Source organism: Nonomuraea sp. NPDC052265 (genome assembly GCF_044547985.1).
Lineage (GTDB): Bacteria > Actinomycetota > Actinomycetes > Streptosporangiales > Streptosporangiaceae > Nonomuraea.
Map to the genome: position 1 here is coordinate 27,005 of NZ_JBIUBJ010000026.1, position 25,096 is coordinate 52,100.

Sequence of the window (25,096 nt, forward strand, 5' to 3'; positions counted from 1 at the left end):
ATCCGGTGAGCAGGAAGGATGGGGAGCGTGTTCGGGGTGCTGGGGCCCGTGGTGGCCTGGGACGACGAGGGCGAGCCGATCCCGCTGAAGGGGCCGCGGCATCGCGCCGTGCTGGCCCGCCTGATCGTCGCCCGGCGCCGCGTCGTCCCGGTGACGCGCCTGGTCGAGGACCTGTGGGACGATCCGCCGCCGGACGCGGTGGGCGCGGTACGGACGTTCGTGGCCGCCCTGCGCCGGGCGCTGGAGCCCGGACGCCCGCCGCGCGCCCCCGCCCGGCTGCTGGTCACCGAGGGCCCCGGGTACGCCCTTCGCGCCGCCCCCGACGCCGTGGACGCCTGGCGCTTCGAGCAGGCCGTGACCGGCGGGCCGACGGAACCGGCCCGGCTGGAGGAGGCGCTCGGCTGGTGGCGCGGCCCCGCCTACGCCGAGTTCGCCGACGAGGACTGGGCGCACGCCGAACGTGCCCGCCTGACCGAGCTGCGGCTGCACGCCGTCGAACGCCGGGCCGAGGCGCAACTGGCGCTGGGCCGGGCCGCGGAGGCCGTCCCCGACCTGGACGCGCACGTCGCCGAGCACCCCTGGCGCGAGGACGCCTGGCGGCTGCTCGCCCTCGCCCTCTACCGCACCGGACGCCAGGGGGACGCGCTGGCGGTGCTGCGCCGGGCGCGGACGCTCCTGGCCGAGCAGCTCGGCGTGGACCCCGGGCCCCGGCTGCGCCGCCTGGAGTCCGACATCCTGCACCAGGACCGCGGGCTCGCCGCCCCCGCCGACGCCACGGCCCGGGTGTGGGCGCAGGCGGCCGAGGCGTACGACCGTACGGTGGGGGCCGGGGCCCGGGCGCGGCTGGAGTCGACGGTCGGCCTGCTGCGCAACCTCGCGGTGACCGGGGGCGGCGGCCTGGAGGCGGCGCGCGCGCATCGTACGGCGGCCGTCGCGGCCGCCGAGGAGCTGGGCGATCCGGAGCTCACGGCCAGGGTGATCGGCGCCTACGACGTGCCGGCGATCTGGACCCGGTCGGACGACCCCGAGCAGGCGGCCCAGGTCGTCGCCGCGGCCGAACGCGCCCTGGCCGCCCTCCCGCCCGGCGCGCCCGAGGCGGCGCGGGCGCGGATGCTGGCCACGATCGCCGTCGAGTCGCGCGGCACCCGTTCGGCCCGAGGCCCGTGGGCCGCCGCCGAGGCCGAGCGCATCGCCCGCCGCCTGGACGACCCGGCGCTGCTGGCGTTCGCGCTCAACGGGGTGTTCATGCAGGCGTTCGAGCGGGCGGGGCTGGCCTCCTACCGGGACGGGATCGGGGCCGAGCTGGTCGCGTTGTCGTCGCGGCACGGGCTGGTCACGTTCGAGGTGCTGGGGCATCTCGTCCGCGTCCAGGCGCGCGGCGCGCTCGGCGACTTCGAGGCCGCCGACCGGCACGCGGCCGCCGCCGGCCGGCTGGCCGAACGGAACGAGTTGCCGCTGGTCAGCGTGTTCACCGAGTGGTACCGGGTGGTGCGGGAGGCGGCCTCGGGGCGGGTCTGCGCGGCAGAGGAGGAGGCGGCCTACCGGGCGGTCGCGGCGCGGCTGGACGACGTCGGGATGCCGGGGTTGCGGCGGGGGCTGCTGCCGCTCGCGCTGTTGTCCGTACGGGTGCGGCACGGCCTGCCCGTCCCGGGCGAGGCGGAGCGGGGGGCCGCGGTGGACTGGGGGCCGTACGAGCCGTGGGTGCGGCCGCTCGTCCTGCTGGAGGAAGGGCGGGACGCGGAGGCCGCCGAGGCGGTCGGCCGGATCCCGGATCCGCCCCGGGACCTGCTGTTGGAGGCCATGTGGTGCCTGGTCGCGCGGGCCGCGGTCGCGGTCGGCGACCGGCGGACGGCGGCCCGCGCCCGCGAGGCGCTGGCCCCCGCCGCGGCGGAGCTGGCCGGGGCGGGCAGTGGGCTGATCACGCTGGGCCCGGTCGCCGATTTCCTCGCCGTGCTCGGTGCCTAGCCGCTTCCTCGCTCGGGGGCCGGTCCTGCCGGTCTGTCGGTGGCGGGCTGTTCAATGGGGGGCATGACGACGGACGCGGGCAGGCGCGGGATGTTCTGGGACATGCTGGCGGGCAGGGTTCCGCCGCCGCCGGCGGCGGCGCTGCTCGGCTGGGAGCTCGTCGAGATCGATCCGGAGGCCGGCACGATCGAGGTGGCGTTCCGGGCGGGCGAGCAGTTCACCAACCCGGTGGGCGTGATCCAGGGCGGCTTCCTGGCCGCGATGCTCGACGACACGCTGGGGCCCGCGCTGGTGGCGACGCTGCCGGAGGATCAGTTCGCGCCGACCCTCGACCTGCACGTGCAGTTCCTGCGTCCCGCGCGGCCCGGGCGGCTCGTCGGGCGGGGGCGCGTGGTCAGGCGCGGCAAGGACGTGTGCTTCCTGGCCGGCGAGCTCCTCGACCCCGGCGGCGGGATCGTGGCCACGGCGACCGCGACCGTCATCGTCCGGACGATGGGCTGACGGGGTCTTCGTCCCTGGTCGGCCGTCAGCCGACGATCGGCCAGGTGACGGCGTAGAGCGCGAGGGCGACGCCGGCGGTGAGGAACCGGACGAGGCGTGGCACGTGCGGCATGGTCGCCCAGGCCGCGGCCGGGTAGGCGATCACCCCGCTGAGGAGGATGAGGTTGATTCCGGCGGCGGGGCTGGCCCATTTGATCAGCAGCGCCACCTGCCAGATGGCCAGCAGGTACGGCGCGGCCATCAGCGCGGCCTGCCACGACGGTCGTACGCGGAGAAGGCGCAGCAACGGCCAGGCCGCGACCAGCGCCATCCATCGGCCGTACTCCCACATCAGGAAGAGGTAGCCGATGCAGCCGGTGTACTCGCCGCAGTAGCGCGACTGCGACGAGGGGACGAGGACCGGCATCAGGATGGACCACGCGACGAGGGCGACGGTGAGGACGATCCCCGCCGCGCCGGCCAGGAGCAGCCTTCTGGCCACGGTCTGCGCCGAGGGTGCGACAGCCTGGGGGGCGATCATCCTCGCATCGTGACACCCGGGTCCGGTGCTGTCCACGGGTGCGCGGGAGGGTGCTGCGGGCAGGTCAGGGGATGTCCCACTCCAGTTCGCCGGCGACCGCCTTCGGCTTCCAGTAGCCGATCGTCCCGCCGGTCTCCAGGGCGTCGGCGGTCGCCTTCAGCAGGGCGTGGTACGAGCGGATGCGGATCCCGCCGGGGGTGAAGCTCATGTTGCCCTCGTGGTCGGTCTCGCCGACGTCGCGGCGTACGGAGTCGATCACGAGGTTGTCGCCCGAGCCGTCGGAGCCGACGGGGATCATGCGTCCGTCCCACCATTCGTCGCGTGGGTCGTCCGCGTCGTTCGTGGCGTCGGCCTCGCACAGCATGCGCCAGTGGTCGCGGATCTCCCGTATGGTGGCGTTCCCGTGGCCCAGGAAGCCGAAGGGCCAGGTGCCCTCGGTGATGGCGGAACCGTTGTGGCGCAGCAGCGAGGCCCGCAGGTCGTCGGGGAACGAAAGGCCCGTCTGCGCCTCGGCCACCGCGATGGTCGTGGCCTTTCCCGGGGCGCCCAGCGTGCGGTGGCTCTTGGGGGCGTTGGCCTTGAGCCAGGTCTCGATCCGCCGCCACTGCCGGTTGACCGCGCGGGTGACCTTGGCGTTGATCTCGCGTACGTGCGGCTCGGCCGTCCGTGGACGGCAGTCGGCGTCGATGGCCTCCTGGGCGAGAGGCGGTTCCTGGGCGAGAGGTGGTTCCTGGGAATCGGCGTGTTGCTGGTCGGCCGGGGCCGGTTCGAGGGCCGCGGACCACTCGATGTCCGGCACCGAGCCGGAGTCCACCTGCCACTGCGGTTCCGTGGGGCAGCCGACGCCGGCGTCCGCGTACACCTGGGCGCAGGGTACGTACTCCGCCTCGGTCGGGGGGTCGCCGGGCTTGGAGAACACCGCCGACTCCAGGACCTGGGCGCCGCCGGCCAGCAGGACGACTGCCAGGCCCGCGATGGCCCAGCGGTTCAGGCGCCGCCGGGTGGGGCCGTCGAGCGGCCGGCTCTCGGCGAAGAAGGCGGCGACGGCCGGTCTGTCGAAGAAGGTGGCCGATCTGGTGGCGTAGCGCTCGGCGTCCGCCTTCGTCGGCGTCCCGAGGATGGGGGTGGGCGGCCACGGCGGCGGGGCGCTCTCGGCACGGCCCCCGGCCCCGGCACCCCGCCCGGAATCCGGCCGCTCGGGATCCGGTTGCTCCCCCACCGGCCGCCCGGGACCCGGCTGCTCGGAATCCCGACGCTCGGGATCCGGCCGCTCGCCCGACAGGCGCTCGCGCAGCGGGCGTTTCCTGGTCGGTGGCGGTTGCGGTGTCCGGGAGCGGCGGAAGAGCACGACCGCCGCCACCGCCGCGACCGCCGCGACCGCCGCCGAAAGCGCCCACCATAAGCCCCGAGAGGTGATCATCCGCCGCATCTGCGGCACAGTACCGGAAGGCACCGACACGCCCGGATGACTCACACCAACCGGATCACTCATACGAGCCGGGCGAGTCGCACCAGGAGGGCGACTCACATCAGGAGGGGGAGGGCGAGTCACGCCAGGAGGGGGGCCGGACGGGTCAGAGCCAGTGCCAGGTGGTCTGCGCCTCCCGGGCGGTGTCGGCCAGCCACTCGTCGAAGGCGGCCTCGCCGGCGGCCTTCAGCGTGGCCGCGTCCGCCACGGCGTCCTGCCGTTCGAGAACCTGGCCGGTCAGGAAGCCCCCCTCGAAGGGCACCGGGCCGGCGGCGGTGCGGCGGGCCTCCTCCACGGCCGAACGCCGGCGGGCCAGCCCGCGCAGCAGGTTCACGCCTCTTTCGAGGGCCGGGCCGAGGGAGAGCTGAGTCATCGCGCGTCCGTTTCTCCGGCCGTGAGCCAGTCGGCGATGGCGTCGCTGATGGGCAGGCCGGTCAGGTCTTCGATCCAGGCCCACTGGCCGTTGGGGTTGATCTCCAGGAAGACGTACTCCCCGCCGGGGGTGAGGATGAGGTCGATCGCCCCGAACGACACGCCGAGGGCGGCGACCAGGTCCACGCAGCGGCGGGCGACGTCGCCGGGCAGCCGGTGCACGCTGTGGCGGGCGCGGGCGAAGTCGTAGTGACGCCAGTCGTCGCGGGTGCGCGGCGAGTCCTGGGAGGCGATCTCGGCGGTGAACACCTGCCGCCCGACCACGGTGACCCGCAGCTCCACCGCCTTGGGCACGTACGGCTGCAGGATGACCGGCTCGTGGACCATCCGCCCCCGGCCACCGAGTGACCGCCGATTCACCACGGTCGTGTAGACGGCGTGCGCGCCGCCGTCGATCTCGAACTGCGTGTGCTCCATCGCCTTGGCGATCAGCCGCCCGCCCGCGTGTTCGTAGGCGGGCGCCAGCTCGGACGGGTCGTTGGTGACCACGGTCCGCGGCACGGCGAAGCCCAGCCGCCGGGCCATGGCCAGGTGGACCAGCTTGTTGTGCGCCCTGCGCAGCACCGGCTGACGGGCCGGCAGCCAGGGCGCGTCCAGCAGGTCCCAGTAGCCGTCCATGAACCACTCCGACAGCTCCGCCACCCGGTCGCGGAGGTCGCCGGCGGTGACCTCGTCCGCGGCGCGCGGGCGGCCGGGACGCCGGGTCCAGACGGCCGTCGTCGCGGAGAGGTCAAAGACCTGCCCGTCCCTGGCCAGGACCAGTTCCTCCCCGTCCGTACCGAAGCGGACGGTCAGCCGGGCGGCGGACGGGTACTCGCCCGGATCCCACCACAGGACGTCCGCGCCCCGGTCCTTCAGTTTGGGCAGGACCAGGTCCACGGTCGCGTCGCCGGGCTCGCTCAGAATCAGTAGCACGTGTCCCCCCAGCCGCGTGGGAGGAGGGCACGCCCCCTCCCACGCGGCCGCGAATCGTCTCTGTCAGTAGTCGGAGACCCAGTCGGCGGGCGGGTTGCCGTTGGTGCCGTAGCAGCGCTGCATCGGCATGCCACCGGCGGCGAGGCCGAGGTCGACCTCTTCGATCACCGCCAGCTCGGCACCCAGATCGTCCAGACTCACGATCTTCTTGCTCATGGTCCTTGCCTCCTTTCACAGTGAGCTGCGAGCCCCCCCGGCTCGCGGACGTGCGAACACGTCCTCAGCTCATGTGCCAAGCCCACCACCCGGCGTTTGAGGGTGACTTGGGTGTGACTTGAGAGGCAGGAGTGACGAACGGCGGCTCAGGCGCGCCTGGCCAACGCCACGCGGACGACTTCGCGGGCCAGCAGGCGGGCGGGGTCCACGACGGGGATCGGGACCGTGGCCGGGTCCAGGGCGAGCAGCACCTCGGTGCACGCGGCCACCACGCGCTGCGCGCCTTGGGCGGCCATCGAGCGGGCCTGCGCGGCCAGCGCCTCGGCGTGCTCGTGGCCGGCGCGGCCCCCCTTGACGGCGGCGATGGCGGCCATGACCTCGCGCTGGCCGGGCTCGTCCGGCTCGACGGGGGTGACGCCGTGCCGTCGCAGCGCGGGGCCGTACAGGTCGGCGCGGAGCGTGCCGGTGGTGGCCAGCAGCCCGGCGGCGCGGACGCCGTCGGCGGCGAGGGCGGCGGCGGTGACCTCGACGATGCTGACCAGCTCCAGCCCGGCCTCCTCGGCCAGGCGCGGCACAAACGCGTGCGCGGTGTTGCACGGCACGGCCAGCACCTCGCACCCGGCCCGTCTCAGCGCGTCGACGCCGTGCCGCAGGTGCGGGGTCGGGTCCTCACCGTGCCCGAGCAGGCTCATCGACCGGTCGGGGACGCGAGGGTCGCCCCAGATGACGACCGGCACGTGCTCCTGGTCACCGGCGGCGCCGGTCGCGGAGGTCTCCTCCACGAGCTTGCCGTAGAAGTCGACGGTGGCGGCCGGGCCCATGCCGCCCAGCACGCCGACCATCCTGGCCCGGCCGAGCGCGGTCATCCGTGGAGCCTCCCATTTCGGTGCCGTCCCGTGACGGCGGTCGGGCTCAGGATCGCGGTATAGGGTGTGCCGACCTCTGGAACGCAGCAATCGGACATCAAGGGAGGATCAGTGCAGGATTCCGGCGTGGAGCCGCCGTCGTTGCTGGCCGAGTCCGACCTTGAGCTCATCGACGCGTTGCAGATCAGTCCGCGGGCGAGCTGGGTGGAGGTGGGCGCGGCCGTCGGGGCCGACCCGGTGACGGCGGCGCGGCGCTGGCAGCGGCTCACCAGCACCGGCGAGGCGTGGACCACGGTCGCCCTCGGGCCGCGCCAGATGCACGCGCTGAGCATGGCGTTCCTGGAGATCGACTGCGCGGCCGGCGCGGCGGCCGAGGTCGCGGCGGCGCTGGCGCGCGAACGCCACCTGATCACCGTGCAGCACGTCGCCGCCGGGCACGACCTGTTCGTGATCGCCGTGGCCCCGTCGATGCCGGCCCTGGCCGACCACGTGCTCACGGCGCTGCCCCGGGTGCCGGGCGTGGCCAAGGTCCGCACGCACGTCGCCACGCGGGTGTTCGAGGCGTCGTGCCGGTGGCGGCTGCGGGTGCTGCCGCCGCGCGCCGCCGCCGCGCTGGCCAGGCGGCCGGCCGCGCCGGAGTCCACCAGGGAGATGGACGAGATCGACCGGCGGCTGTTCACCGCCCTGCTCCCCGACGGCCGGGCGCCCTACGCCGAGCTGGCCAGGGCGGTGGGCACGTCCGAACGCACGGTGCAGCGCCGGCTGACCAGGCTGGTGGCCACCGGCGACCTCGACTTCCGCTGCGACCTGGCGCGTTCGCACGCGGGCTGGCACTCGGCCGCGCTGCTGTGGCTGCGGATGCCCGACGCGCTGCTGGAGGAGACCGGTCGCGCGCTGCTCGGCTGGCCGGAGACGCGTACGTGCGCGGCGCTCGCCGGGCCGCGCAACATGCTGCTCACCGTGGGCCTGCACGGCGTGGCCGACCTGCATCCGCTGGTGGTGCGGCTGGAGGAGCGCTTCCCGCACGTGAACGTGGCCGACCGGCAGATCGTGCTGCGCCAGTCGAAGCTGTACGGGCGGCTGCTCGACCCGTACGGGCGGTGTGCCGAGGTCGTCCCGGTGGATCCGTGGAGCCTGCCGCGGGCCGCCTGACCGGCGTGGCGGGCGATCAGCGGGGCTCGGGGACCGTCCCGCCGCGGGACTCCCTGCACATCCCCGCGCGCAGCACGGCGGCCTCGCTCGTGGCGACGAGCTGCAGGTCGCCGACGGCCAGGGCGGGCAGGCCGAGCGCCGACACCGTCGCGGTGATCCTGCCGACCTCGCCGCGCACGCGTGCCTCGTCGCAGCCGACCCGGGGCGCGGGGGCGCCGAGCGTCGGCATGACCAGCAGGTCGATCCCGGCCGTGTCCGCCGCGAACGCGGCCCGCAGCGCCGCCAGCCGCTCGACGGCCCGCCGGTACTCCTCGTGGCCGATGCCGCCGGCGGCCTCCAGCTTGGCCCGTACCCCGGGGCTGTAGCGGGCGGCGCACTCGGGGAACGTGCCCTCGTGGGTCCGGCGCGCCTGCGCGCCCACGATCGTCCAGTACGGTTCCAGCACCTCGGCGGGCAGGGCCACCTCGCGCAGCCGCGCGCCCAGCTCGGCGAAGTCCCCGGCCTGCCCGCAGCCCTCGGCGACGCCCACGACCAGCCCGGCCAGCGAGTCCGGCGGCTCGACGACCTCGCCGGTCAGCGCCTGCCAGACGCGGGCGCAGTCGGCGACCGAGGTGGTCATCGGGCCGACCACGTCGAAGGCCGGGGCGAGCGGCGCCACCCCGGCGGCGGGCACGGCCCCCGAGCGGGGACGCAGCCCGACCACGCCGCAGCAGGCCGCGGGCATGCGCACCGAGCCGCCGGTGTCGGTGCCGAGCCCGAACCGGGCGATCCCGGCCGCGAGCGCCGCGGCGGTGCCGCCGCTCGAACCGCCGGGGGTCAGGTGCGGGTGGCGCGGGTTGCCTACGTCGCCCCAGTGCGGGTTCTCGCTGGTCACGCCCCAGGCGAACTCGTGCTGGTTCGCCTTGCCGACCAGCAGCGCGCCGGCCTGGTCCAGCAGTTCGACGCAGCGGGCGTCGGCCAGGGCGGGTTCGGCGCCGTACAGGGCGGAGCCGCGGGTGGTGGGCAGGCCGGCCACGTCGATCATGTCCTTGACCACGTACGTCCAGTTCCGCAGCGGCCCGTCCGGCGTGGGACGGACGTCGCGCCCGAGCCGGTCGAGCACGGGCTCGGGACCGGCCTCGATGAGGATGTCGTGCCCGCTGTGGAGGCGGATTGCCTCGGCGGACTGGGCGATCGCCGCCTCGCGTTCCACGGTGGAAGATCTCCTTAGCCTTGCGCGGGCACGGCGACGCCAGGTGGTCGCGGGCCCGGGGGTGATCCGGCACATGCTGGCAGATCGGCCCTGGCCGCGTCGAGAGGCGGTTCAGACGGTCAGCGCGTCCAGCAGCCATTGCAGGCGGGCGGTCTCCCGGTCGGGATGGACCAGCGTGAAGATGCTGCGGCTGATGTTGAGCCATGGTACGTCGACCACCACGACGTCCTCGCCGTGGCCGCGCAGCGCGAGGTCGGGGATGAGGGCCGCGCCCACGCCCGCGCCGATCAGCGACAGAGTGATCTTGAAGTCGTCGGAGTGGCAGACCACGCGCGGGTGCAGGCTCCAGTGGGCGAACAGCGCCTCGAAGAGCGTGGCGTCGCTGCTGGCCGGATGGTGCATGATCCACGGCAGGTCCACGAGCTGCTCGGCCCGGTACGGCGACAGGTCCGGCCAGAGCCTGGGCAGGACGAGCTTGTACCGGTCCTCGGCGATCCACCGCCGGTTCAGCACCGAGGGCCACGACAGCCCGGTGTTGCCCACCTGGTAGACCACCGCGGCGTCCATCTCGCCGCCGCTGCCCAGACGGGCGATGAGCTGGGACGACTCCGCGACCGACAACCGGATCCCGGCCCGGTCCTCCGGTTCCATCACCCGCATGACGCCGGCCAGGACGTCGGTGAAGCTGGGGAACAGCCCGAGACGGATCTGCGGCTCGCTGTTCCGGTGGACCGCCTGGACGGTGGCCACCATGCGCTCGATGTCGGCGAGCACCGTCTCGGCCTGCCTGGCCAGCACCTCCGCCGCGCTGGTCGGCAGCACGCTGTGCGCGAAGCGGTCGAACAGCCGCACGCCGGTCTCCCGTTCGAGCGCGGCCATCTGCTGGGAGACGGCCGAAGAGGTGTAACCGAGCCGATTCGCCGCCGCCGCGAACGACCCCAGACGCACTACCTCACGCAGTGTGCGCAGATGTTCTGGCTTGAGCATAAGCGTTCCTTGCTCTCAGCGCTGCTAAATGTCGTGTTTATATCGCTTCCTACTTCTTTCTGCCACTTCTACAGTGAGCCGCACCACCCACCCGAACCCCTGAGAGATCCATGACATGCGCGTATACCGCAACGCCGCCATCCGCACCGGCACCAACGGCGCCCCCGCCGCCCAGGCCATGGCCGTGGACGGCGAGCTGATCGTCGCCGTCGGGACCGAGGCCGACGTGCGTGCGGCGGCGGGCACGGGAGCCGAGCTGGTGGACCTCGACGGCGCCGCCGTCCTGCCCGGCCTGTACGACGCCCACATCCACACGGCCCAGTACGCCCAGAGCCTCGGCGCGGTCGACCTGCGCGACGTGCGCTCCCTGGACGAGGCCCTGGCCAAGGTTGCCCAGCACGCGGCGACCCTGCGGCCGGGCGCGTGGCTGTTCGGCGGCCGGTGGAACAGCAACATCTGGAACCCGCCCGTCCAGCCCGACCGCAAGGCCCTCGACTCGGTCTGCCCCGACCTGCCCGTGGCGCTGCCCAACGTCGACGGCCACACCGTCTGGGCCAACTCCGCCGCGCTGCGGATGGCCGGGATCGACGCCTCCACCCCCGACCCGGTCGGCGGCGAGATCGTCAGGGACGAGTACGGGGAGCCCACCGGCATCCTGCGCGAGTCCGCCTCCTACCCGCTGCGCGCCCTCATGGTCTCCGGAGACCTGCGCGACCTGCTGCGCGCCGGCCAGGAGGAGCTGCTGTCGTTCGGGCTGACCAGCGTGCACGACATCGACGGCGAGGACTGCCGGGCGGCCTACCTGGAGCTGCGCGACGCAGGCGAGCTGAAGATCCGCGTGCACAAGGCGATCCCCACGGTGGCCCTGGACGCCGCCATCGCCGAGGGCCGCCGTACCGGCCAGGGCGACGACTGGGTCCGCACCGGCCCGGTCAAGGTGTTCAGCGACGGCGCGCTGGGCTCGCACACCTGCCACATGCACGAGGCGTTCGCCGGTGAGCACGACAACACCGGCATCGCGGTCACCCCGTACGAGGACCTCGTACGGATCTTCAGCAAGGCGGCGGCGGCCGGCATCGCGGTCGCCACGCACGCCATCGGCGACCGCGCCAACCGGCTGGTCCTCGACGCCTACGAGGCGATCGGGCCCACCGCCGGCCTGCGGCACCGCATCGAGCACGCCCAGCACCTGCGCCCCCAGGACCTGACCAGGATGGCCAGGCTGGGCGTCGTCGCCTCGATGCAGCCGGTTCACTGCACCACCGACATCGCCCTGGTGGACTCGCTGCTCGCCGGCCACGACCTGGCCTCCTACGCCTGGCGAGGCATGCTCAACGCCGGGGTCGCGCTGGCCTTCGGCTCCGACGCGCCGGTGGAGAGCCCCGACCCGTGGGCCGCCCTCCACGCCGCGGTCACCCGTACCCGGCAGGACGGCACGCCCGCCGGCGGCTGGCAGCCGGAACAGCGGCTGAGCATGGCCGAGGCGATCACCGCGCACACCCTCGGCGCCGCGTACGCGGCCGGCGAGCAGGACCGCAAGGGCGTGCTCGCGCCCGGCATGCTCGCCGACTTCATCGCCGTGGACACCGACCCGTACCTGGAGCCGCCGGAGGCGGTGCTGCGCACCCAGGTTCTCACCACCGTCGTCGGCGGCGAAGTCCGCTGGCAGCGATCCTGAAGGAGCACCCCCTCGTGAACATCCGCACCATCTCCGCCCTCGCCGCCGGCGCGCTGCTGGCCGCCACCACCGCCTGCGGCGCCCAGTCCCTGGACGGCGGCGCCGCCGCCCCCGCGGACGGCGGCGCGGCGGCGGTCACGCTCGACCAGGCTCCCACCGAGGAGAAGGCGGCCGACGTGATCAACGCCATCACCCCGGACAAGGACCTGGCCGCCAAGGCGCCGGCCCGCCTGAAGACGCAGGGACTGAAGGTCGTCACGTCCGTCGGCTACCCGCCCATGGAGCTGTACGCGAGCGACGGCAAGACGGCGATCGGCTTCGACCCGGCGCTGGCCAGGGCCATCGCCAGGAAGCTCGGCGCCAAGGTGACCATCTCCGACGAGGAGTTCAACTCCCAGATCCCCGGCGTGCTCACCGGCCGCTACGACTTCGTCATCTCCTCGATGAGCGACACGCCGGAGCGGCAGAAGCAGGTCACGTTCGTGGACTACGTGCAGGCCGGCGCCGGTCTGCTGGTCAAGAAGGGCAACCCGGCCAAGATCAACGGCCCGGCCGAGCTGTGCGGCAAGACGGTCTCCGTCGTCGACAACGGCTCGTCCATGGAGCGGGCCGAGAAGTACGACGCCGACTGCAAGAAGGACGGCAAGCCGGCCGTGGACATCCTGAAGTTCCCCGGCGACCAGGAAGCCCTGATCCAGGTCACCGGCGGGCGCGCGCAGGCCACCATCACCGACTACGTCGTGGCCGCCAGCAAGGCCGCCGACCCCAAGCTGGTGGTCGAGGCGATGGCCCTGGAGGGCACCGAGAGCCCGTGGGGCATCGGCATGAAGCCCGACGACAAGGAGCTCGTCGACTCGGTGAAGGGCGCACTCGACTCCCTCATCTCCAGTGGCGAGTACGCCAACCTGCTGAAGGCGTGGAACCTGGACAAGCTGGCCGTCCAGTCCGCTGTCGTCAACGGCGGTAAGTGACCATGCGCACGGAACCCTTCACCGGGCCGTCCGGGGAGCACATCCCGGTCGCCAGGAGCCGGCATTGGGGCCGCCTGCTGGCCGCGGGCGTCGTGACGGCGATCGCCGGCTGGCTGGTCTACCTGGTCGTGGTGAACCCGCGTCTCGACTGGGGCAAGGTCGCCGAGTACCTGTTCAACGACCGCATCCTCGCCGGGGTCTGGGTCACCATCGAGATCTCGGTGCTGGCGACCGTGCTGGGGCTGGTGCTCGGCGTCATCGTGGCGATCATGCGGCTGTCGCACAATCCGGTGCTCAGCGGGCTGGCCACGCTCTACATCTGGTTCTTCCGCGGCACGCCGGTGCTGGTACAGCTCATCTTCTGGTACAACCTGGCCTTCCTGTTCCCCGAGCTGGTGCTCAAGGTGCCGTTCACCATGATCGGCGTCAAGTGGGACACCAACCTGGTGATGACCGGTTTCACCTCGGCCATGCTGGGGCTCGGGCTGAACCTGGCGGCGTACTTCGCCGAGACCGTACGGGCCGGGATCCAGGCCGTCGACCACGGCCAGACCGAGGCGGCGTACGCGCTGGGCATGACCCCGGCCAAGCGGATGCGGGTGATCGTGCTGCCGCAGGCGCTGCGCATCATCATCCCGCCCACGGGCAACGAGTTCATCTCCATGCTGAAGACCACCTCACTGGTCTACGTGGTGGCCGGGCACGACCTGATGACCAACGCCAGCCAGATCTACAAGGCCAACAACCTGATCATGGAGCTGCTCATCGTGGCGAGCCTGTGGTACATGCTCATGACCGCCATCGCGACCTTCCTCCAGGGCCGCCTGGAACGCCGGTTCGGCTCCGAGGCCGTCCGGCTGGTCCGCGGCGGCGGGCTGGCGGCCCGGATCCTGCCGAAGGCGGCGGCGTGAGCCCCGTCGTGCACGCCACGGGCGTGCGCATGGGCTACGGAGACACGCAGGTGCTCAACGGCGTGGACTTCACCGTCGCGCCCGGCGAGGTGAGCTGCGTGATCGGGCCGTCGGGATCGGGCAAGTCGACCTTCCTGCGCTGCGTCAACGGGCTGGAGCAGGTGCTCGGCGGCAGCCTGCGGGTGCTCGGCGAGGAGGTCGGGCACAACCTGCGCGAGGGCCGCTACCGGCCGTGGACGCCCAAGGAGTTCGCCGTCTTCCGCCAGCGGATCGGCATGGTGTTCCAGCGGTTCAACCTGTTCGCCCACCAGAGCGCCCTGGAGAACGTGGCCTGCGCCCCCGTCCACGTCCTCGGCGTCCCGGCGGATCGGGCACGGGTGACCGCCATGGAACACCTGGAGCGCGTCGGCCTGGCCGCGCACGCCCACAAGCGCCCCCACCAGCTCTCCGGCGGCCAGCAGCAGCGGGTCGCCATCGCCAGGGCCCTGGCGATGAGCCCGGAGCTGATGTTGTTCGACGAGCCCACGTCCGCGCTGGACCCCGAGCTCGTGGACGAGGTGCTGGAGGTCATGCGCGCCCTGGCCGCCGACGGCATGACGATGGTGGTGGTCACCCACGAGATCGCCTTCGCCAGGGAGGTCGGCGACCGGCTGGCCTTCTTCGCCGACGGGGTCGTGGTCGAGAGCGGCCCACCGGCCGAACTGCTGGCCAACCCGGGGCACGAACGGACCAGGGCGTTCCTGTCCAGCGTCCTGAGCTCGGAGAAGCGCCCCTGACGACGGCCGTCCGCGAGGTGCCCGGCAGCCCGGCCCCGGCTGCCGGGCCTCCGATCAGCAGGGACGCGGTCCGATCCGGGCGCTGAACCGTACGAAGCCGGCCGTCTGGGTTGTGACGGCGAGCAGGGAAGCGGCGATCAGCGCCAGCCACAGGCCGGGCAGCCCCCATGCCCGCGCCGCCGGGCCCGCGCTGGCCGTCGCGCGCGCCCAGCCCCCCCTCACAGGCCCTCGCCGACGCCTATCTCACCGTCCTGCTGGACGGCCTGCGTCCTACCGCCATGACTCCGGGCTCCTAGACGCGCAGGACCCTCGGTTCGCCCGACGGGCGTCCCCCTACGGCCGGCACCTCCGCCGGCCACCCCGGAAGCCCCACGGGCCGCAGGGACTCCGTACAGCCCGGGCACCTCGTCGGCTTCGCATCGTCGCTCCCCTCCGGTCGTGGTCACGAGGATGCCATCCGCCGATCCCGCGCGAATTTGTCAGAGCCCTCCGCCGTGATCGGCGATCGTCCACCCCGTACGTCCCCAAGGAGTGTCATGGTCGCCAACGATGAAGCCGGATGGTCCGGCGTCGGCCCGGATGGCTGGACGGACCTCGGGTCGATCCGCTCCCGGCTCGACGCGGGCGCCGATCCGAACACGGGCGTGTACCACTACGTACGACCGCTGCACGTCGCCGCCGAACGGGGCTCCCCCGAGGTGGTCGCCGAACTGTCCCGGCGCGTGGACGACGTCGACGCCGAGCACGAGGGCCGTACCGCCCTCCGGGAAGCCGTCTTCAACAACCGCCCCGGCAACGCCCGCAGCCTGGTCGCCGCCGGAGCGGACCCGTGGCGGCCGATGATGAACGGCTGGTCGTAGAACGTCGAGGATGCACGACCTGCCGTACGCGGGCGGCTCCCCGCGATCGACGGTTGTCGGCTATCGCCCGGTGTGCGGGAGGATCGCGGCGGAGATCAGAGGAATCACCGGCGGCGGGAACCCGTGCCCCATTCCCTCGATGGGCAGGAACTCGCTGCCGGGAATCGCCGCCGCCAGGGCCTCGCCGTGAGCGAAGGGCGCCATGGGATCGTCCGACCCGTGAATCACCAGAGTCGGAGCGGTGATCGAGCCGACAAGCCCGGAACGGTCGCGGGAGGCGAAGGCCGCGAGGATGTGGTTCTTCGAGGCGTGGCCCGCATCGGTGGCGTTCTCGATCTCCCGCTCGATGATCGCGCGCGTGGCCGCCTCGTCGAACGCCGTCAACTGTCCGGCGAGAATGCGAGCCAGCTTGAGATGCGACTCGACGTGCTCCTCCCGGGTGCTGGGCGGATTGGCGATCTGTTCGGCGTCCCAGGCGGCCAGCCGTGGATCGCGTACCGTGCCCCGGAAGGTGTTGGTCGCGGGGTCGAGGGGCTCGGCGCTCGACATGATGACCGTCAGGCTGCGCAGCCGGTCAGCGTGTTCGAGCGCGATCTCCTGGGCGATCATGCCGCCCATCGACGCGCCGACCACGTCCGCCGTGGCGATGCCCAAGCCGTCGAGCAGGCCGACCGCGTCCTGGGCGAGGTCGACCATGGTGTACGGGTTGGCCTCGTAGTCCACACGGCCGGACAGCCCGGTGTCCCGGTTGTCGTAGCGAATGACGTACCGGCCTCCCTCCTGGAGAAGCCGGCAGAGCTCGTCGGGCCAGGTGGCGCCCCGGGCGCCGAGCCCCATCACGAGCAGCAGCGCGGGATCAGCCGGATCACCGAACGTCTCGCACCACAGACGGATCCCGTTGGCCTCGACTATGCGTTCCATCATGTTCTGCCCCTCGTTCTGGCTCGCACCCAGTGGCGACGACTGCCGCTACGACGTCCCGTACGAGGGCGAGCGCTCACGGACCGTGCGCCGAGTCCGCTCCCACAGCGCCCTCCCAGGCAAAAAGTATATACACGTTAACTTTTTGCTTGATCCAGAGCCGTCACAATCCAGCCGGCACATGCAGGACGGCGAGCATCTGGGCCCGCAGGTGCACACTCAGCGCCCGGATGTCATCGCTCAGCCGGGCGGCGAGCACCGCCGCCACCATCCCCATGACGGAGGTGACGGCGATCCGCGCCGCGAGGTCCGACAGCTCCGGCCGTACCTCGATCAGCAGCCCGACCCACCCCTCACGTATCTGCCGCATCTGGCGGTTGAGCCGCCGCCGATCCTGCTCCGGCAGCCACAGCAGCTCGGCCTGCATGATCAGAGTCAGACTCCGGTTCTCGACGGACGACCGGGAGAACCAGTCCACCAGGGCGATCAGCGCCTCCTGCGGGTCCCGGTCCCGGTCGGCCAGCGCGGCTCGCGTCCCCTCCTGAAGGCGTTCCAGCGACAACTCGATCAGGGCGAGGAGGATGGCCTGCTTGCCGGGGAAGTGCCGGTAGACCGCGGGTCCGGAGATGCCCACCGCGGCCCCGATGTCGTCGATCCCGGTGTCGGCGTAACCACGCTCCACGAAGAGCCGGGCCGCCTGCAGCAGGATGACCCGCTTGCGCACCCCATGTTTGCGCCCCTGTGCGATGAGGGATTCCAGCTCGTCGGACTCGGCCACGTACGTACCTCTCTGAAAGAAACGGGAACTCCGGTTAACATATTGGATAGAGGCTGGCCAGACACCCCGCGGAGGGCACCCCGTCAGCTCCGGATGTCGGCCAGGCGACCTCCGACGGGATCTTCCGCCGTTGCCGCCAGAACCCTCATCAACCAGACAAGGCCGCGGCCCGGTCGTGGCGGTCGCGGACGTCCCGCAACACCGGGACCAGCTCCGGCGGATCCAGCACCTCGAAGGCGACCCCCTTCACCGCCACGTGCACCGCCAGCTCCCGCAGCGAGTTCGAGCCGGCCGTGAAGAGGCAAAGATGTCCGGGGTTCCGCTCGGTATCGCCCGCGCGACCCTTGACTACGTCTACACCCGGCAGCGTTCACGGCACCCTGCTCGTCGACGGCTCCCCGGCCTGCCCACTGATGCCCGACAGGCTCGCCCAAGCCACCAGCGGCCTGGACGACGTCGCCATCCGCACACCATCGGAGGAACTCACCGCGTTGATCGCCGCGCGAGAACCGTACTTGCTGCGTCTCAAACAGAGCGCGAACCCGGACGGCGCCCCCGCTTCCAGTACCCGGCAGCGGGCACCTCCCCGTCCCTCACCTGCCCCCGCTTCGACCGCCTCCACCAGCGCGGACCCAACCGCCCCACCGCGGTCCACCTGACCGACGCCCGGCAGCGAGCCGCTCGATCAGTGGCGCTACATCCACGAGCCCCAAGACGAGCCCGTCATACTCGCCGACCCTCCGCAGACTCCAGCCGGGCCCCTTCGACGGCACACCACCCGCAGGCCAGAGCAGGCCACCACCTGCCCCATGAGCCGGAAAATCCGCCCCCGTCGCAGCGCCTCGCTCACTGTCGGCTTCGCCATGCCCAACGGCCGGATCTCGCGCCACCACCAGCAGCCTGACACCACTCGGGCCTTCCCAGACACCCGCTCCACGGTCCCCAAACCAGGACGACCCCGATTCGGAAACCCCAGAAACGACAAGATCCCGCCTGATCTCGATGATCAGACGGGATCCCGTCAACTTCAGTCCAGCCGTTTCAAGAACGGCTCTGGGTGGAGATGAGGGGATTCGAACCCCTGACCCCTTCGATGCGAAGGAAGGCAGGCATGTCTGATCACGTCGATTTGAGTCGATCGGGGCACCGCTCACCATGCAGAACCCTCCGGGAAGGGTTAGGAAGTCCGAGGGAGCCGGATGACAGTGGCTCCCACAATTGGCTCCCATGACTTCCCTCTGGGAACGAGGAGAGGAACCATGTGAGTACCCCTTCTCAGGCGACACCCAGCAGAGATCAGGACTCCCTGAGCGACGCCAACATCTGCTGGATCTGAACCGTCGCATCCCCTGTCGATTCATGGATCTGTTTAGGAGCTTCGAGCTTCTGATCACGCTGAGTAGACCTTGCCTTGCGGATTTCTTCTCTTGCCTTCAGCACCGACTCTCCTGGCCCTAAGAGGGACTCTGCGCGGTCGACTATCTGCTCGATGGTAGTCAAGTTCCCCAACTCGAACCGTCCATAGTGTTCAAACAGTTCAAGCCACCGCGTAGCTGCGGCGTCATAGGCATCTTCAATCTCCTGTCGCACCTCGTCCGGAGCGATGTCCCCGAGATCTTCAAGCGCCTGATCAGCCGCTGAGACATTATCCCAATCGTAGAGGTCGGCAGTAATCCACTCAACCGCTTCAGCCAGGCACTTATCGCCATAACGAGCAATCTCAGGAATCGGAGACTTCCATACTGACCTTACAATGGATGCAAGTTCAGAGCCGTCGGCGGCTTCCTGGTAGAGGTTACAGCCAGCAATACACTCCGCCGTAAAGGCTATTAGTCTGCCATCGCCCAGATCTTCGCAGATCTCGATTAGGAGCCGCAGCCTCTTCAGGTTATCAGCCACAAGCCTCTGCACGTATTCATTCGTCGTAACGTCGACATCACCATGGAGATGACCAGTCGAAATAGTAGGCGGACCTGGATAGGTACGCATCAATGCATCCACGAAGACGTCTCTATGCATACGCACCCCATCCAGCGCACGCGTGCCCTTCCAGCCTTTGGCGGTGTCCCACAAAGTTATCAACTGCTCGAAAAAAACCGCCGATTCAAACAATCGTTTGACCAGGCTAGGATTATCGCCGATGAAATCGCGCATGAAATCACGAATCGATGGGTTGTGGTAGCCAATGCGGGGCGAATTTCGCACGGACCGTTCATTGCTAACAGGAGCCAAAATCCTGATCATTGTTGAATCGAGGAGCTTTAGCTTTCGTTTCAAATCTAGGTCACTTACAGCGCCTTCCGTATAGGCTCGCAAAGCATGACCGAGATCGTTTAGGTAGCTAAGGCCATCCAAAGAGAATAGCGTAACGAGGACAGCGATCGCTGCGGAGTCAAGCTGATAAGTGACAATATGATCCCAGAGCCGACTTGGATGCTCCAAGTTAGCGAGAAGACTCCTTGCCGCCATCAGCCCGTCTTTCCCTTCTAGGGCCGACTTATGCAGGCTTCGCTCCACGAGCCGTGGATTGAAGTTAGTGTGTCCGATTATCGGCAAATAGGCCGTCGGCGCAGCAAACGCTGCTCTAGCCTTAGGAGGAAGGTCGGAGTAATATACATGATTATAAAGAATCTCAGCCCTAACCTGCTGAGTGTAGTCACCCAAGTCTATGACGCATGTAAGCAACTCAGAGTCTGCCGCAGCAATGCGCTCGTAATGCTGTCGCGCACTCTCAAGAATATATTCGCGAGTAGACAAGACGAAGCGCTTGTTTGGCGACGCCGCAACTCTTTTGAACAGTCTCAAGAGGCGGGCGTCCTCATTTTTGTGCAATTTATCCGCGAGAGTCGTCTGTCCAAGGAAGTCGTCATAGTAAAAGAATTGAGGCGCGTCCTCTATCCAAACATCGTTGATTTCGTTCGCATCTTCGGACACTTCAAAGATGTCATATCCAGCGTCAGCAAAGGCTGCCGAGAGCACCCGCGCTAGCGTGGTTTTTCCGATGCCTGGCAGTCCTGCAATAATGCAGTAATGGTGTTGTTGAAGTATTGCCTGCGCTCTATTGTAGCTGTCATTAGGCACATAGAGCCGCGTAGCTTCAGTTATATCGTGAACGAGATCAGCAGACCTTAACACTACGCTTTTGTTTAATACTGCCTGTAGCACAGCCGTACTGCTCAGCCATAGGCGCAAGTGCCTCTGTACGATATCGGAGTGCACGCCGAGCAATGCCTCAATTTCATGTAGCCCGAAGATGTCGCCTGCATCGGTCACGTATGGATGCAGCAATTGCGCTAGCTTGTCTTTTGCGCCTTTGGATAGGCTTACAGACGTAGCAAGTATATATCTATCAGGATTGAGGCGCACAATTTTCGGCAGCTCTTTATCGCGCATATGTCGGTACAAAGCTGCGTCAGCGTTCCGATCCCAGCGCTTACATTGAACTACAATTGTTTTCGCTCCCTTAGGCGCACAATGACGCAGGTCTACACCCGCATCGCGCCCAGGGGCGAAAATCTCAAGATGCGTGTCGAGATATCTCTCAAATAGGTCTTTGCAAACAGCCTCGAAATCGAAGTCTGTCAAGCGGCTGATCTCGTAGCTATCCAATCGGTGCGCCCTCAAACTGCTACTCAAAGGTGTACGAGCTCCCGGTTCTGCACATTGTGGCGCACGGTGGCGTGGTTTTCAACGCATTGCTAGCGGAAGATCTGAGTACCAGATCGTGCGCAAGGCTCCATCGCTGGCTTCTCAGTGATGCCTCAGCGGTCAGTGATGCATATGGCCCAAGAGGCCGCCCACCAGGGGAGAGCTGCTGGAGTGCTGCGAGCCGGATGTCGATCTAGCACACGATTGATCGCCGCCTAGGGCGCGTTGCACTTCTGACGCTGCACGGCACCCACGTCAGAGGGTCCACAGGCGCCAGCAGGCTCCCACTACAGCCGAGGGGCTGGGTCGTCGCTTGGTGTCCTCCTACTCGGCAATCGCAACGGCAACAGTTTCGTGCGAACCTAACCCCCGCCTGCCCTATACATGCGAAGTTCGTGGAAGAATGCCAAGCAAGACAAATAGCCTAAATTGGACCATTGATGCTTTACTGTAGGAAGTTGTTAGAGCTACGACATACCTCAACTCAAGGGGAACTGGGCTGTGAAAGGTTATCTGCAAGTCCTGACCACTGTGCCAAACGCGGATGAGGGAGTCGCTTTGGCGCGTAGCCTCGCCTCGGAACGTCTAGCCGCTGGCGTACAGATCGTCGGTCCCATTCGCTCCATATACTGGTGGCAAGGCTGTTTGCGGGACGAGCAGGAATGGCAGCTGCTCATAAAGACCACACATGCCTTGTTCCCAGCGCTTGAAAACCACATAAAGGCCAACCATAGCTACGAGATCCCAGAGATCATTGCCACTGAAATACTCGAAGGCAGCAGCGCCTATCTAAACTGGATCAGTACGGAGACGCAGAGAACTGACGCTTCGTGACCGCCAGTTCTTCCAGGAACGCGCGGACCGGCGGTTGCGTCTGCCAGCGCCTGAGCGATTCACCGAGGACGATGAAGCGTGGCAGCCAGATGCCTGACTCTGTCTCACGTATGATCGCGAGCCCTTCTCTAGCCGCTCTGGCCGCTTCCGCAACCGATCCGTGCATGATGTGAGCTGTGGCGATGTCTCCGAGGATGATGCCTGCCCGCTTCCGTTCCACCTCGGGCAGGCGTGCGATGACCGCCCGCGCTACATCCTCAGCTTCATCCAGTCGGCCGATTTGCGCGTAGGTCGAGATCAGGAAGGAGTCAAAGCGGTCCCGATCCAGAAATCTGGTCCACACGCGATCCTCTTCTGGATCAGCGATGTTGAATGCTTCGCTTGCCTCAGCCCATGACCGAATAGCCACTTCCCGCTCTCCCAACGCGGCACTTTCTTCGGCATGTCGGGCCGCCAACCAGGATGTTGTTCCAGGTGATACATCCCTGGGCAAGTGCTGGAGGGCAGTCGTCAACAGGGAGCGCGCCCGCCCGTGATTCCCCTTGCCGCTGGGGATGTAGCTTCTGTATCCGAATGCGCACGCGATGATGGCGGGATCGTCCGCCTCCTTGGAAGCTTTCTCCGCAGTGTCGTAGAAGTTGCGAGCTGCCGACACGTTGCCCAGGTCGGTCGCGATCCAGCCGGCGAGGACGCTGCTCTCGCCGGCGACCACGATCAGACGTCTACGAAGCTCGTCCTTCGGGTCGGTGGCCGTGCTGTTCAGGAGGGTTCCGACCTCGTTCAGGTGGGCGGCCAGGCCCTTGAAGATGGTCTGTGCGGGCAGCATCTCTTCCAGGCGGTGGAAGCCGGCCGCCCTCGCTTCCATCTCTCGCACCACCGCTTCGTCGAGCGCCTTCGGCCTCGACAGAGCGTAGGCGACCTTCTCCCATGCCTCGTTCTGGGCCAGAGCTGACTGGGCACCCAGTTGTCCGATCATTGCCAGCAGTTCGCGGCGCTTCAACGGCTCGCCCCTTTTCCCGATCGCTTCAGCGAAGAGCTGCAAGTCAAATGTGTCCGTGGGGATCTGGACCCCATCGCTGACGACCTGGGCACCACTACTTCGACCGCCAGGGGACGCTAACCCCAAATGGCGACGCAAGTGGGCAGGCATGCTCAAACCATCAGCGAACGACTCAAATGTATGCTTCGCGGTCGGGATACGCTTTCCGCTCTTGTACTCGCTGACGCGGCCCTGCGGGATTCCGGTGAGATTCGCGATCTGGCCCTGGGTGATGCCGTACTTGGTGAGGATGCGGATGACCCCGCCGAGATCGCGCTGCTTGCACACGTCTTCCATGTCCTGACGTGCGAAAACAGTCTCAAGAACGTGGTGCACTCGCTCTTGATCCATGGTCATGGCGGCGTTCCGTTCCCCTGGTAGCGCGCCGTTCGGAGAGAGGTGAAGCTCTCCTAGTCCATCACACCGTGAGATATCACGGTGAGATTCTACGGAACCGCTTTGCTTGGAAACCTCACATCAGTTCGTGGCGCACGTCAGAGCTGATCTGAGACAAGTCAAAGATTCGCGTCTGTCTGACTTCCGCCTATTTGTTGCCAGAGAAAGCAGAGTTGCGGGAGGGAAGCCGACGCATGACACGGCAGCGAGCGGCCTATCGCCTCACCTCCGCCATCGCCGTGGCTGAGGATCTGCAACGCGAGTTGGCTCTGCACGGGATCACGACCGATGTGAACGACGGCTACGGACTGGCCGTGTTGTCGGTGTGGCATGGCCTGGTCGTGTGGACGAACGGGGATCTGCTCTGGTGGCTGGCCGGCTGGAACGACCGCCGCGCCCGTGCCGTCTACGCCTGGCACTCCACAGCGGACCTGGAGAGGGCCGCGCGCCGTATCGCCGCTCGTTACCGGGACCTCCGCACGGCGACGGGCCAGGTGTAGGGACATGGCTCAAGACAAGTGGAGTCAGGCCCATCCAGCAGCCCACCAAGCCACCCTCCTGGGAGAGCGGCACGCGGCGCTAGGAGCACTCTCGCGGACCGCCTTCTTCGATCACTTCGGCCTGAACGTCCATGACTGCTGCCAGGGCTACACCGCCACCGCGCTGTACCACCTGTATCTGCGCTCCCGCATTCAGACGCGACTGCTCTGGAACCAGGCCGACCAGATGCCGAAGGGCGCCTGATGAGTCCACTGACACGACTTGACCTCGGCGGGGGCCGTTCATGATCCGAACGGTACGAACGGCCCCATCCTGGCCACCCTGAACCCGCGACGGTGCGGTGCTCACGGCTCGCTCACACTTGCCATCTCGTCCCGTGCCGTCGCGTCAACGCCCCCGGCAGGATCCTTCTGCGCTCGCGAGAGTGCCAGTTCCCAAAGGACCCTGTCGGGGGTCTCTTGTGTGGCATGGGTCGTGAGCTGGGGCTTATCTCACCACAGGATCTGATCCATCTCATCGATGGATGTTCTTGATCTCACCGCATGATCACATCGCGCGATGGGTCCACCCCTTCCCCGAAACCTACCTTCACCTCGTAGGTCACCGGAGACGGAAGGGATGTGATCTCCATGAGCGCAGCTCAGCACCACCACCGCCGCGAACTGATCATCGGACTGCGGGCCCTGGCCACCTTCCTGGACGCCCACCCGCAGGTGCCCGTTCCCAGGTACGGCACCGTGCGCGTGTCGGTCCACGCCAACTACGACACCGACGCCACCACCGAAGCCGAAGCGATCGCCGAAGTCCGGCGAATCGCCTCGCTGCTGGGCACGAGGCCCATCGTCGAGAACGGACACCACGTCGCCGGCATCGACTTCGGGACCGTCCGCTACGAAGCCGTCCTGGTCACGCAGGCGGCGATGGCCCGGCGCGAAGCGCTCGACTCGTATCGCGACGCGATCGTCCTCGACGAGATCGAGGGGGCGTGAGCCATGGACTTCGGACTGTTCGTCGTCTTCCTGGCCCTGGCCCTGTCGGTCGTCACGCTGGCGCTCTTCGTGGTGCTGGTCACCGTGATCCGGGCCGAGGACCGCCGTCACGCCCCCACGGGAACCCTGAGCCGCCGCTTCCTGGGCACCTACGCCCACCACTGCCCGCCCACCGCCTGTGCAGGGAGGAGGTGAACCACAGATGCGTATGACCCGCCTCGTACCCCTCCGATGCCTGTGCGGCGCCGACGCCACGTCCGGGAGCCGTCTGTGCCGCAAGTGCCGCGCTCGCCGACGCTGGCTCCGCCGCAAGTCCCGACACGACGGCATCTGACCTGCCCACCGATCGACCTGAGAGGAGGTGAAGCCCCATGACCGTGACCGTCCCGCTAGTGATCGTGTTCGGTGCCATGGTGTTCATCGCCTGGCGCTATCTGGGACTGCGCTTGTGGCATGCGCTGATCACGCTGCTGTTCGGCTTCCTGCTGGCCGCCACCACGCTCGCCCCCGAGATCCGCGCCCTTCTCCACGGCGCTCTCCGCTGGATCTCCAGCCACTGACCCTGTCCCCCACCGAAGGA

26 protein-coding genes are annotated in these 25,096 nt (G+C 68.8%); 14 read left to right on the top strand and 12 right to left on the bottom strand.

What is annotated here, in order from left to right:
• The first annotated feature begins 18 nt into the window (after positions 1–18).
• Together ACIHAD_RS42610 and ACIHAD_RS42615 are read left to right on the top strand one after the other, a co-directional pair.
• The gene (locus tag ACIHAD_RS42610) at positions 19–1,965 is read left to right on the top strand and encodes a BTAD domain-containing putative transcriptional regulator (RefSeq protein ID WP_397360524.1); all 1,947 of its coding nucleotides are present in this window, start codon (positions 19–21) and stop codon (positions 1,963–1,965) included.
• A 63-nt stretch (positions 1,966–2,028) separates the two neighbouring features.
• A complete protein-coding gene (locus ACIHAD_RS42615; RefSeq protein ID WP_397360525.1) occupies positions 2,029–2,466 on the top strand; it encodes a PaaI family thioesterase in 438 nt (145 codons plus the stop codon).
• A gap of 25 nt (positions 2,467–2,491) precedes the next feature.
• On the opposite strand, the gene ACIHAD_RS42620 is transcribed toward ACIHAD_RS42615, so the two are convergent.
• From ACIHAD_RS42620 to ACIHAD_RS42645, 6 genes are all read right to left on the bottom strand, one after another.
• The gene (locus tag ACIHAD_RS42620) at positions 2,492–2,986 is read right to left on the bottom strand and encodes a hypothetical protein (RefSeq protein WP_397360526.1); all 495 of its coding nucleotides are present in this window, start codon (positions 2,984–2,986) and stop codon (positions 2,492–2,494) included.
• Between the two features lie 64 nt (positions 2,987–3,050).
• Positions 3,051–4,406 (bottom strand): SMI1/KNR4 family protein, encoded by a 1,356-nt coding sequence (locus ACIHAD_RS42625; RefSeq protein ID WP_397360527.1) that lies wholly within the window; start codon positions 4,404–4,406, stop codon positions 3,051–3,053.
• Positions 4,407–4,560: 154 nt separating this feature from the next.
• Positions 4,561–4,827: a hypothetical protein gene (locus ACIHAD_RS42630; RefSeq protein ID WP_397360528.1), complete on the bottom strand. Its 267-nt coding sequence runs from the start codon at positions 4,825–4,827 to the stop codon at positions 4,561–4,563.
• Complete coding sequence (locus ACIHAD_RS42635; RefSeq protein WP_397360529.1) at positions 4,824–5,801, bottom strand: MvdC/MvdD family ATP grasp protein; 978 nt, start codon at positions 5,799–5,801, stop codon at positions 4,824–4,826. Before ACIHAD_RS42635 ends, ACIHAD_RS42630 begins: the two co-directional genes overlap by 4 nt.
• A gap of 63 nt (positions 5,802–5,864) precedes the next feature.
• Positions 5,865–6,017, bottom strand: a complete 153-nt coding sequence (locus ACIHAD_RS42640) for a hypothetical protein (protein ID WP_397360530.1) — start codon at positions 6,015–6,017, stop codon at positions 5,865–5,867.
• A gap of 146 nt (positions 6,018–6,163) precedes the next feature.
• Positions 6,164–6,883 (bottom strand): aspartate/glutamate racemase family protein, encoded by a 720-nt coding sequence (locus ACIHAD_RS42645; RefSeq protein ID WP_397360531.1) that lies wholly within the window; start codon positions 6,881–6,883, stop codon positions 6,164–6,166.
• 111 nt (positions 6,884–6,994) lie between these two features.
• Between ACIHAD_RS42645 and ACIHAD_RS42650 the strand changes: the two genes are divergently transcribed.
• On the top strand, positions 6,995–8,035 hold the full coding sequence (locus ACIHAD_RS42650; protein ID WP_397360532.1) for an Lrp/AsnC family transcriptional regulator: 1,041 nt from the start codon (positions 6,995–6,997) through the stop codon (positions 8,033–8,035).
• Positions 8,036–8,051: 16 nt separating this feature from the next.
• Here the strand turns inward: ACIHAD_RS42650 and ACIHAD_RS42655 are convergent, their stop codons facing one another.
• Both ACIHAD_RS42655 and ACIHAD_RS42660 read right to left on the bottom strand, forming a co-directional pair.
• Complete coding sequence (locus ACIHAD_RS42655; protein WP_397360533.1) at positions 8,052–9,227, bottom strand: amidase; 1,176 nt, start codon at positions 9,225–9,227, stop codon at positions 8,052–8,054.
• Between the two features lie 111 nt (positions 9,228–9,338).
• Positions 9,339–10,214 carry a LysR family transcriptional regulator gene (locus ACIHAD_RS42660; protein WP_397360534.1) on the bottom strand — a complete coding sequence of 292 codons (876 nt, stop codon included), beginning with the start codon at positions 10,212–10,214 and terminating at the stop codon, positions 9,339–9,341.
• Positions 10,215–10,329: 115 nt separating this feature from the next.
• On the opposite strand from ACIHAD_RS42660, the gene ACIHAD_RS42665 reads away from it, so the two are divergent.
• The 5 genes from ACIHAD_RS42665 to ACIHAD_RS42685 all read left to right on the top strand — a co-directional run bounded on the left by ACIHAD_RS42665 (position 10,330) and on the right by ACIHAD_RS42685 (position 15,410).
• On the top strand, positions 10,330–11,892 hold the full coding sequence (locus ACIHAD_RS42665; RefSeq protein WP_397360535.1) for an amidohydrolase: 1,563 nt from the start codon (positions 10,330–10,332) through the stop codon (positions 11,890–11,892).
• Positions 11,893–11,906: 14 nt separating this feature from the next.
• A complete protein-coding gene (locus ACIHAD_RS42670) occupies positions 11,907–12,863 on the top strand; it encodes an ABC transporter substrate-binding protein (protein WP_397360536.1) in 957 nt (318 codons plus the stop codon).
• 2 nt (positions 12,864–12,865) lie between these two features.
• Complete coding sequence (locus tag ACIHAD_RS42675; protein WP_397360537.1) at positions 12,866–13,774, top strand: amino acid ABC transporter permease; 909 nt, start codon at positions 12,866–12,868, stop codon at positions 13,772–13,774.
• Between the two features lie 29 nt (positions 13,775–13,803).
• Positions 13,804–14,550: an amino acid ABC transporter ATP-binding protein gene (locus tag ACIHAD_RS42680; RefSeq protein WP_397360583.1), complete on the top strand. Its 747-nt coding sequence runs from the start codon at positions 13,804–13,806 to the stop codon at positions 14,548–14,550.
• A gap of 536 nt (positions 14,551–15,086) precedes the next feature.
• Positions 15,087–15,410, top strand: a complete 324-nt coding sequence (locus tag ACIHAD_RS42685; RefSeq protein WP_397360538.1) for an ankyrin repeat domain-containing protein — start codon at positions 15,087–15,089, stop codon at positions 15,408–15,410.
• Between the two features lie 60 nt (positions 15,411–15,470).
• Here ACIHAD_RS42685 and ACIHAD_RS42690 read toward each other — a convergent pair whose 3' ends face one another.
• The 3 genes from ACIHAD_RS42690 to ACIHAD_RS42700 all read right to left on the bottom strand — a co-directional run bounded on the left by ACIHAD_RS42690 (position 15,471) and on the right by ACIHAD_RS42700 (position 20,718).
• On the bottom strand, positions 15,471–16,334 hold the full coding sequence (locus ACIHAD_RS42690) for an alpha/beta fold hydrolase (RefSeq protein WP_397360539.1): 864 nt from the start codon (positions 16,332–16,334) through the stop codon (positions 15,471–15,473).
• A gap of 160 nt (positions 16,335–16,494) precedes the next feature.
• Positions 16,495–17,109 (bottom strand): TetR/AcrR family transcriptional regulator, encoded by a 615-nt coding sequence (locus ACIHAD_RS42695; protein WP_397360540.1) that lies wholly within the window; start codon positions 17,107–17,109, stop codon positions 16,495–16,497.
• Between the two features lie 1,296 nt (positions 17,110–18,405).
• The gene (locus ACIHAD_RS42700; RefSeq protein WP_397360541.1) at positions 18,406–20,718 is read right to left on the bottom strand and encodes a restriction endonuclease; all 2,313 of its coding nucleotides are present in this window, start codon (positions 20,716–20,718) and stop codon (positions 18,406–18,408) included.
• A 570-nt stretch (positions 20,719–21,288) separates the two neighbouring features.
• Here ACIHAD_RS42700 and cutA point away from each other — a divergent pair.
• A complete protein-coding gene (gene cutA, locus ACIHAD_RS42705) occupies positions 21,289–21,591 on the top strand; it encodes a divalent-cation tolerance protein CutA (protein WP_397360584.1) in 303 nt (100 codons plus the stop codon).
• Here cutA and ACIHAD_RS42710 read toward each other — a convergent pair.
• Positions 21,557–22,987: a hypothetical protein gene (locus tag ACIHAD_RS42710; protein WP_397360542.1), complete on the bottom strand. Its 1,431-nt coding sequence runs from the start codon at positions 22,985–22,987 to the stop codon at positions 21,557–21,559. The two genes, cutA and ACIHAD_RS42710, sit on opposite strands and share 35 nt — an antisense overlap.
• Before the next feature lie 233 nt (positions 22,988–23,220).
• Between ACIHAD_RS42710 and ACIHAD_RS42715 the strand changes: the two genes are divergently transcribed.
• From ACIHAD_RS42715 to ACIHAD_RS42735, 5 genes are all read left to right on the top strand, one after another.
• The gene (locus ACIHAD_RS42715) at positions 23,221–23,526 is read left to right on the top strand and encodes a hypothetical protein (RefSeq protein WP_397360543.1); all 306 of its coding nucleotides are present in this window, start codon (positions 23,221–23,223) and stop codon (positions 23,524–23,526) included.
• Between the two features lie 4 nt (positions 23,527–23,530).
• Positions 23,531–23,770, top strand: coding sequence for a hypothetical protein (locus ACIHAD_RS42720; RefSeq protein WP_397360544.1), 240 nt, complete (start codon positions 23,531–23,533; stop codon positions 23,768–23,770).
• Between the two features lie 386 nt (positions 23,771–24,156).
• Positions 24,157–24,516, top strand: coding sequence for a hypothetical protein (locus ACIHAD_RS42725; RefSeq protein WP_397360545.1), 360 nt, complete (start codon positions 24,157–24,159; stop codon positions 24,514–24,516).
• A gap of 3 nt (positions 24,517–24,519) precedes the next feature.
• Positions 24,520–24,711: a hypothetical protein gene (locus tag ACIHAD_RS42730; RefSeq protein ID WP_397360546.1), complete on the top strand. Its 192-nt coding sequence runs from the start codon at positions 24,520–24,522 to the stop codon at positions 24,709–24,711.
• Positions 24,712–24,887: 176 nt separating this feature from the next.
• Entirely contained in the window at positions 24,888–25,076 is a 189-nt protein-coding gene (locus ACIHAD_RS42735) for a hypothetical protein (protein WP_397360547.1), read from the top strand.
• Positions 25,077–25,096: the final 20 nt, after the last annotated feature.

Excerpts from the sequence above, each read along its gene's own strand:
- ACIHAD_RS42630 (WP_397360528.1), bottom strand. The coding sequence starts at position 4,827 with ATGACTCAGCTCTCCCTCGGCCCGGCCCTCGAAAGAGGCGTGAACCTG.
- ACIHAD_RS42685 (WP_397360538.1), top strand. The coding sequence starts at position 15,087 with ATGGTCGCCAACGATGAAGCCGGATGGTCCGGCGTCGGCCCGGATGGC.
- ACIHAD_RS42665 (WP_397360535.1), top strand. The coding sequence starts at position 10,330 with ATGCGCGTATACCGCAACGCCGCCATCCGCACCGGCACCAACGGCGCC.
- ACIHAD_RS42715 (WP_397360543.1), top strand. The coding sequence starts at position 23,221 with ATGACACGGCAGCGAGCGGCCTATCGCCTCACCTCCGCCATCGCCGTG.
- ACIHAD_RS42730 (WP_397360546.1), top strand. The coding sequence starts at position 24,520 with ATGGACTTCGGACTGTTCGTCGTCTTCCTGGCCCTGGCCCTGTCGGTC.
- ACIHAD_RS42620 (WP_397360526.1), bottom strand. The coding sequence starts at position 2,986 with ATGATCGCCCCCCAGGCTGTCGCACCCTCGGCGCAGACCGTGGCCAGA.
- ACIHAD_RS42725 (WP_397360545.1), top strand. The coding sequence starts at position 24,157 with ATGAGCGCAGCTCAGCACCACCACCGCCGCGAACTGATCATCGGACTG.
- ACIHAD_RS42710 (WP_397360542.1), bottom strand. The coding sequence starts at position 22,987 with ATGACCATGGATCAAGAGCGAGTGCACCACGTTCTTGAGACTGTTTTC.
- ACIHAD_RS42720 (WP_397360544.1), top strand. The coding sequence starts at position 23,531 with ATGGCTCAAGACAAGTGGAGTCAGGCCCATCCAGCAGCCCACCAAGCC.
- ACIHAD_RS42660 (WP_397360534.1), bottom strand. The coding sequence starts at position 10,214 with ATGCTCAAGCCAGAACATCTGCGCACACTGCGTGAGGTAGTGCGTCTG.
- ACIHAD_RS42645 (WP_397360531.1), bottom strand. The coding sequence starts at position 6,883 with ATGACCGCGCTCGGCCGGGCCAGGATGGTCGGCGTGCTGGGCGGCATG.
- ACIHAD_RS42625 (WP_397360527.1), bottom strand. The coding sequence starts at position 4,406 with ATGATCACCTCTCGGGGCTTATGGTGGGCGCTTTCGGCGGCGGTCGCG.
- ACIHAD_RS42690 (WP_397360539.1), bottom strand. The coding sequence starts at position 16,334 with ATGATGGAACGCATAGTCGAGGCCAACGGGATCCGTCTGTGGTGCGAG.
- ACIHAD_RS42640 (WP_397360530.1), bottom strand. The coding sequence starts at position 6,017 with ATGAGCAAGAAGATCGTGAGTCTGGACGATCTGGGTGCCGAGCTGGCG.
- ACIHAD_RS42615 (WP_397360525.1), top strand. The coding sequence starts at position 2,029 with ATGACGACGGACGCGGGCAGGCGCGGGATGTTCTGGGACATGCTGGCG.
- ACIHAD_RS42675 (WP_397360537.1), top strand. The coding sequence starts at position 12,866 with ATGCGCACGGAACCCTTCACCGGGCCGTCCGGGGAGCACATCCCGGTC.
- ACIHAD_RS42735 (WP_397360547.1), top strand. The coding sequence starts at position 24,888 with ATGACCGTGACCGTCCCGCTAGTGATCGTGTTCGGTGCCATGGTGTTC.
- ACIHAD_RS42610 (WP_397360524.1), top strand. The coding sequence starts at position 19 with ATGGGGAGCGTGTTCGGGGTGCTGGGGCCCGTGGTGGCCTGGGACGAC.
- ACIHAD_RS42680 (WP_397360583.1), top strand. The coding sequence starts at position 13,804 with ATGGGCTACGGAGACACGCAGGTGCTCAACGGCGTGGACTTCACCGTC.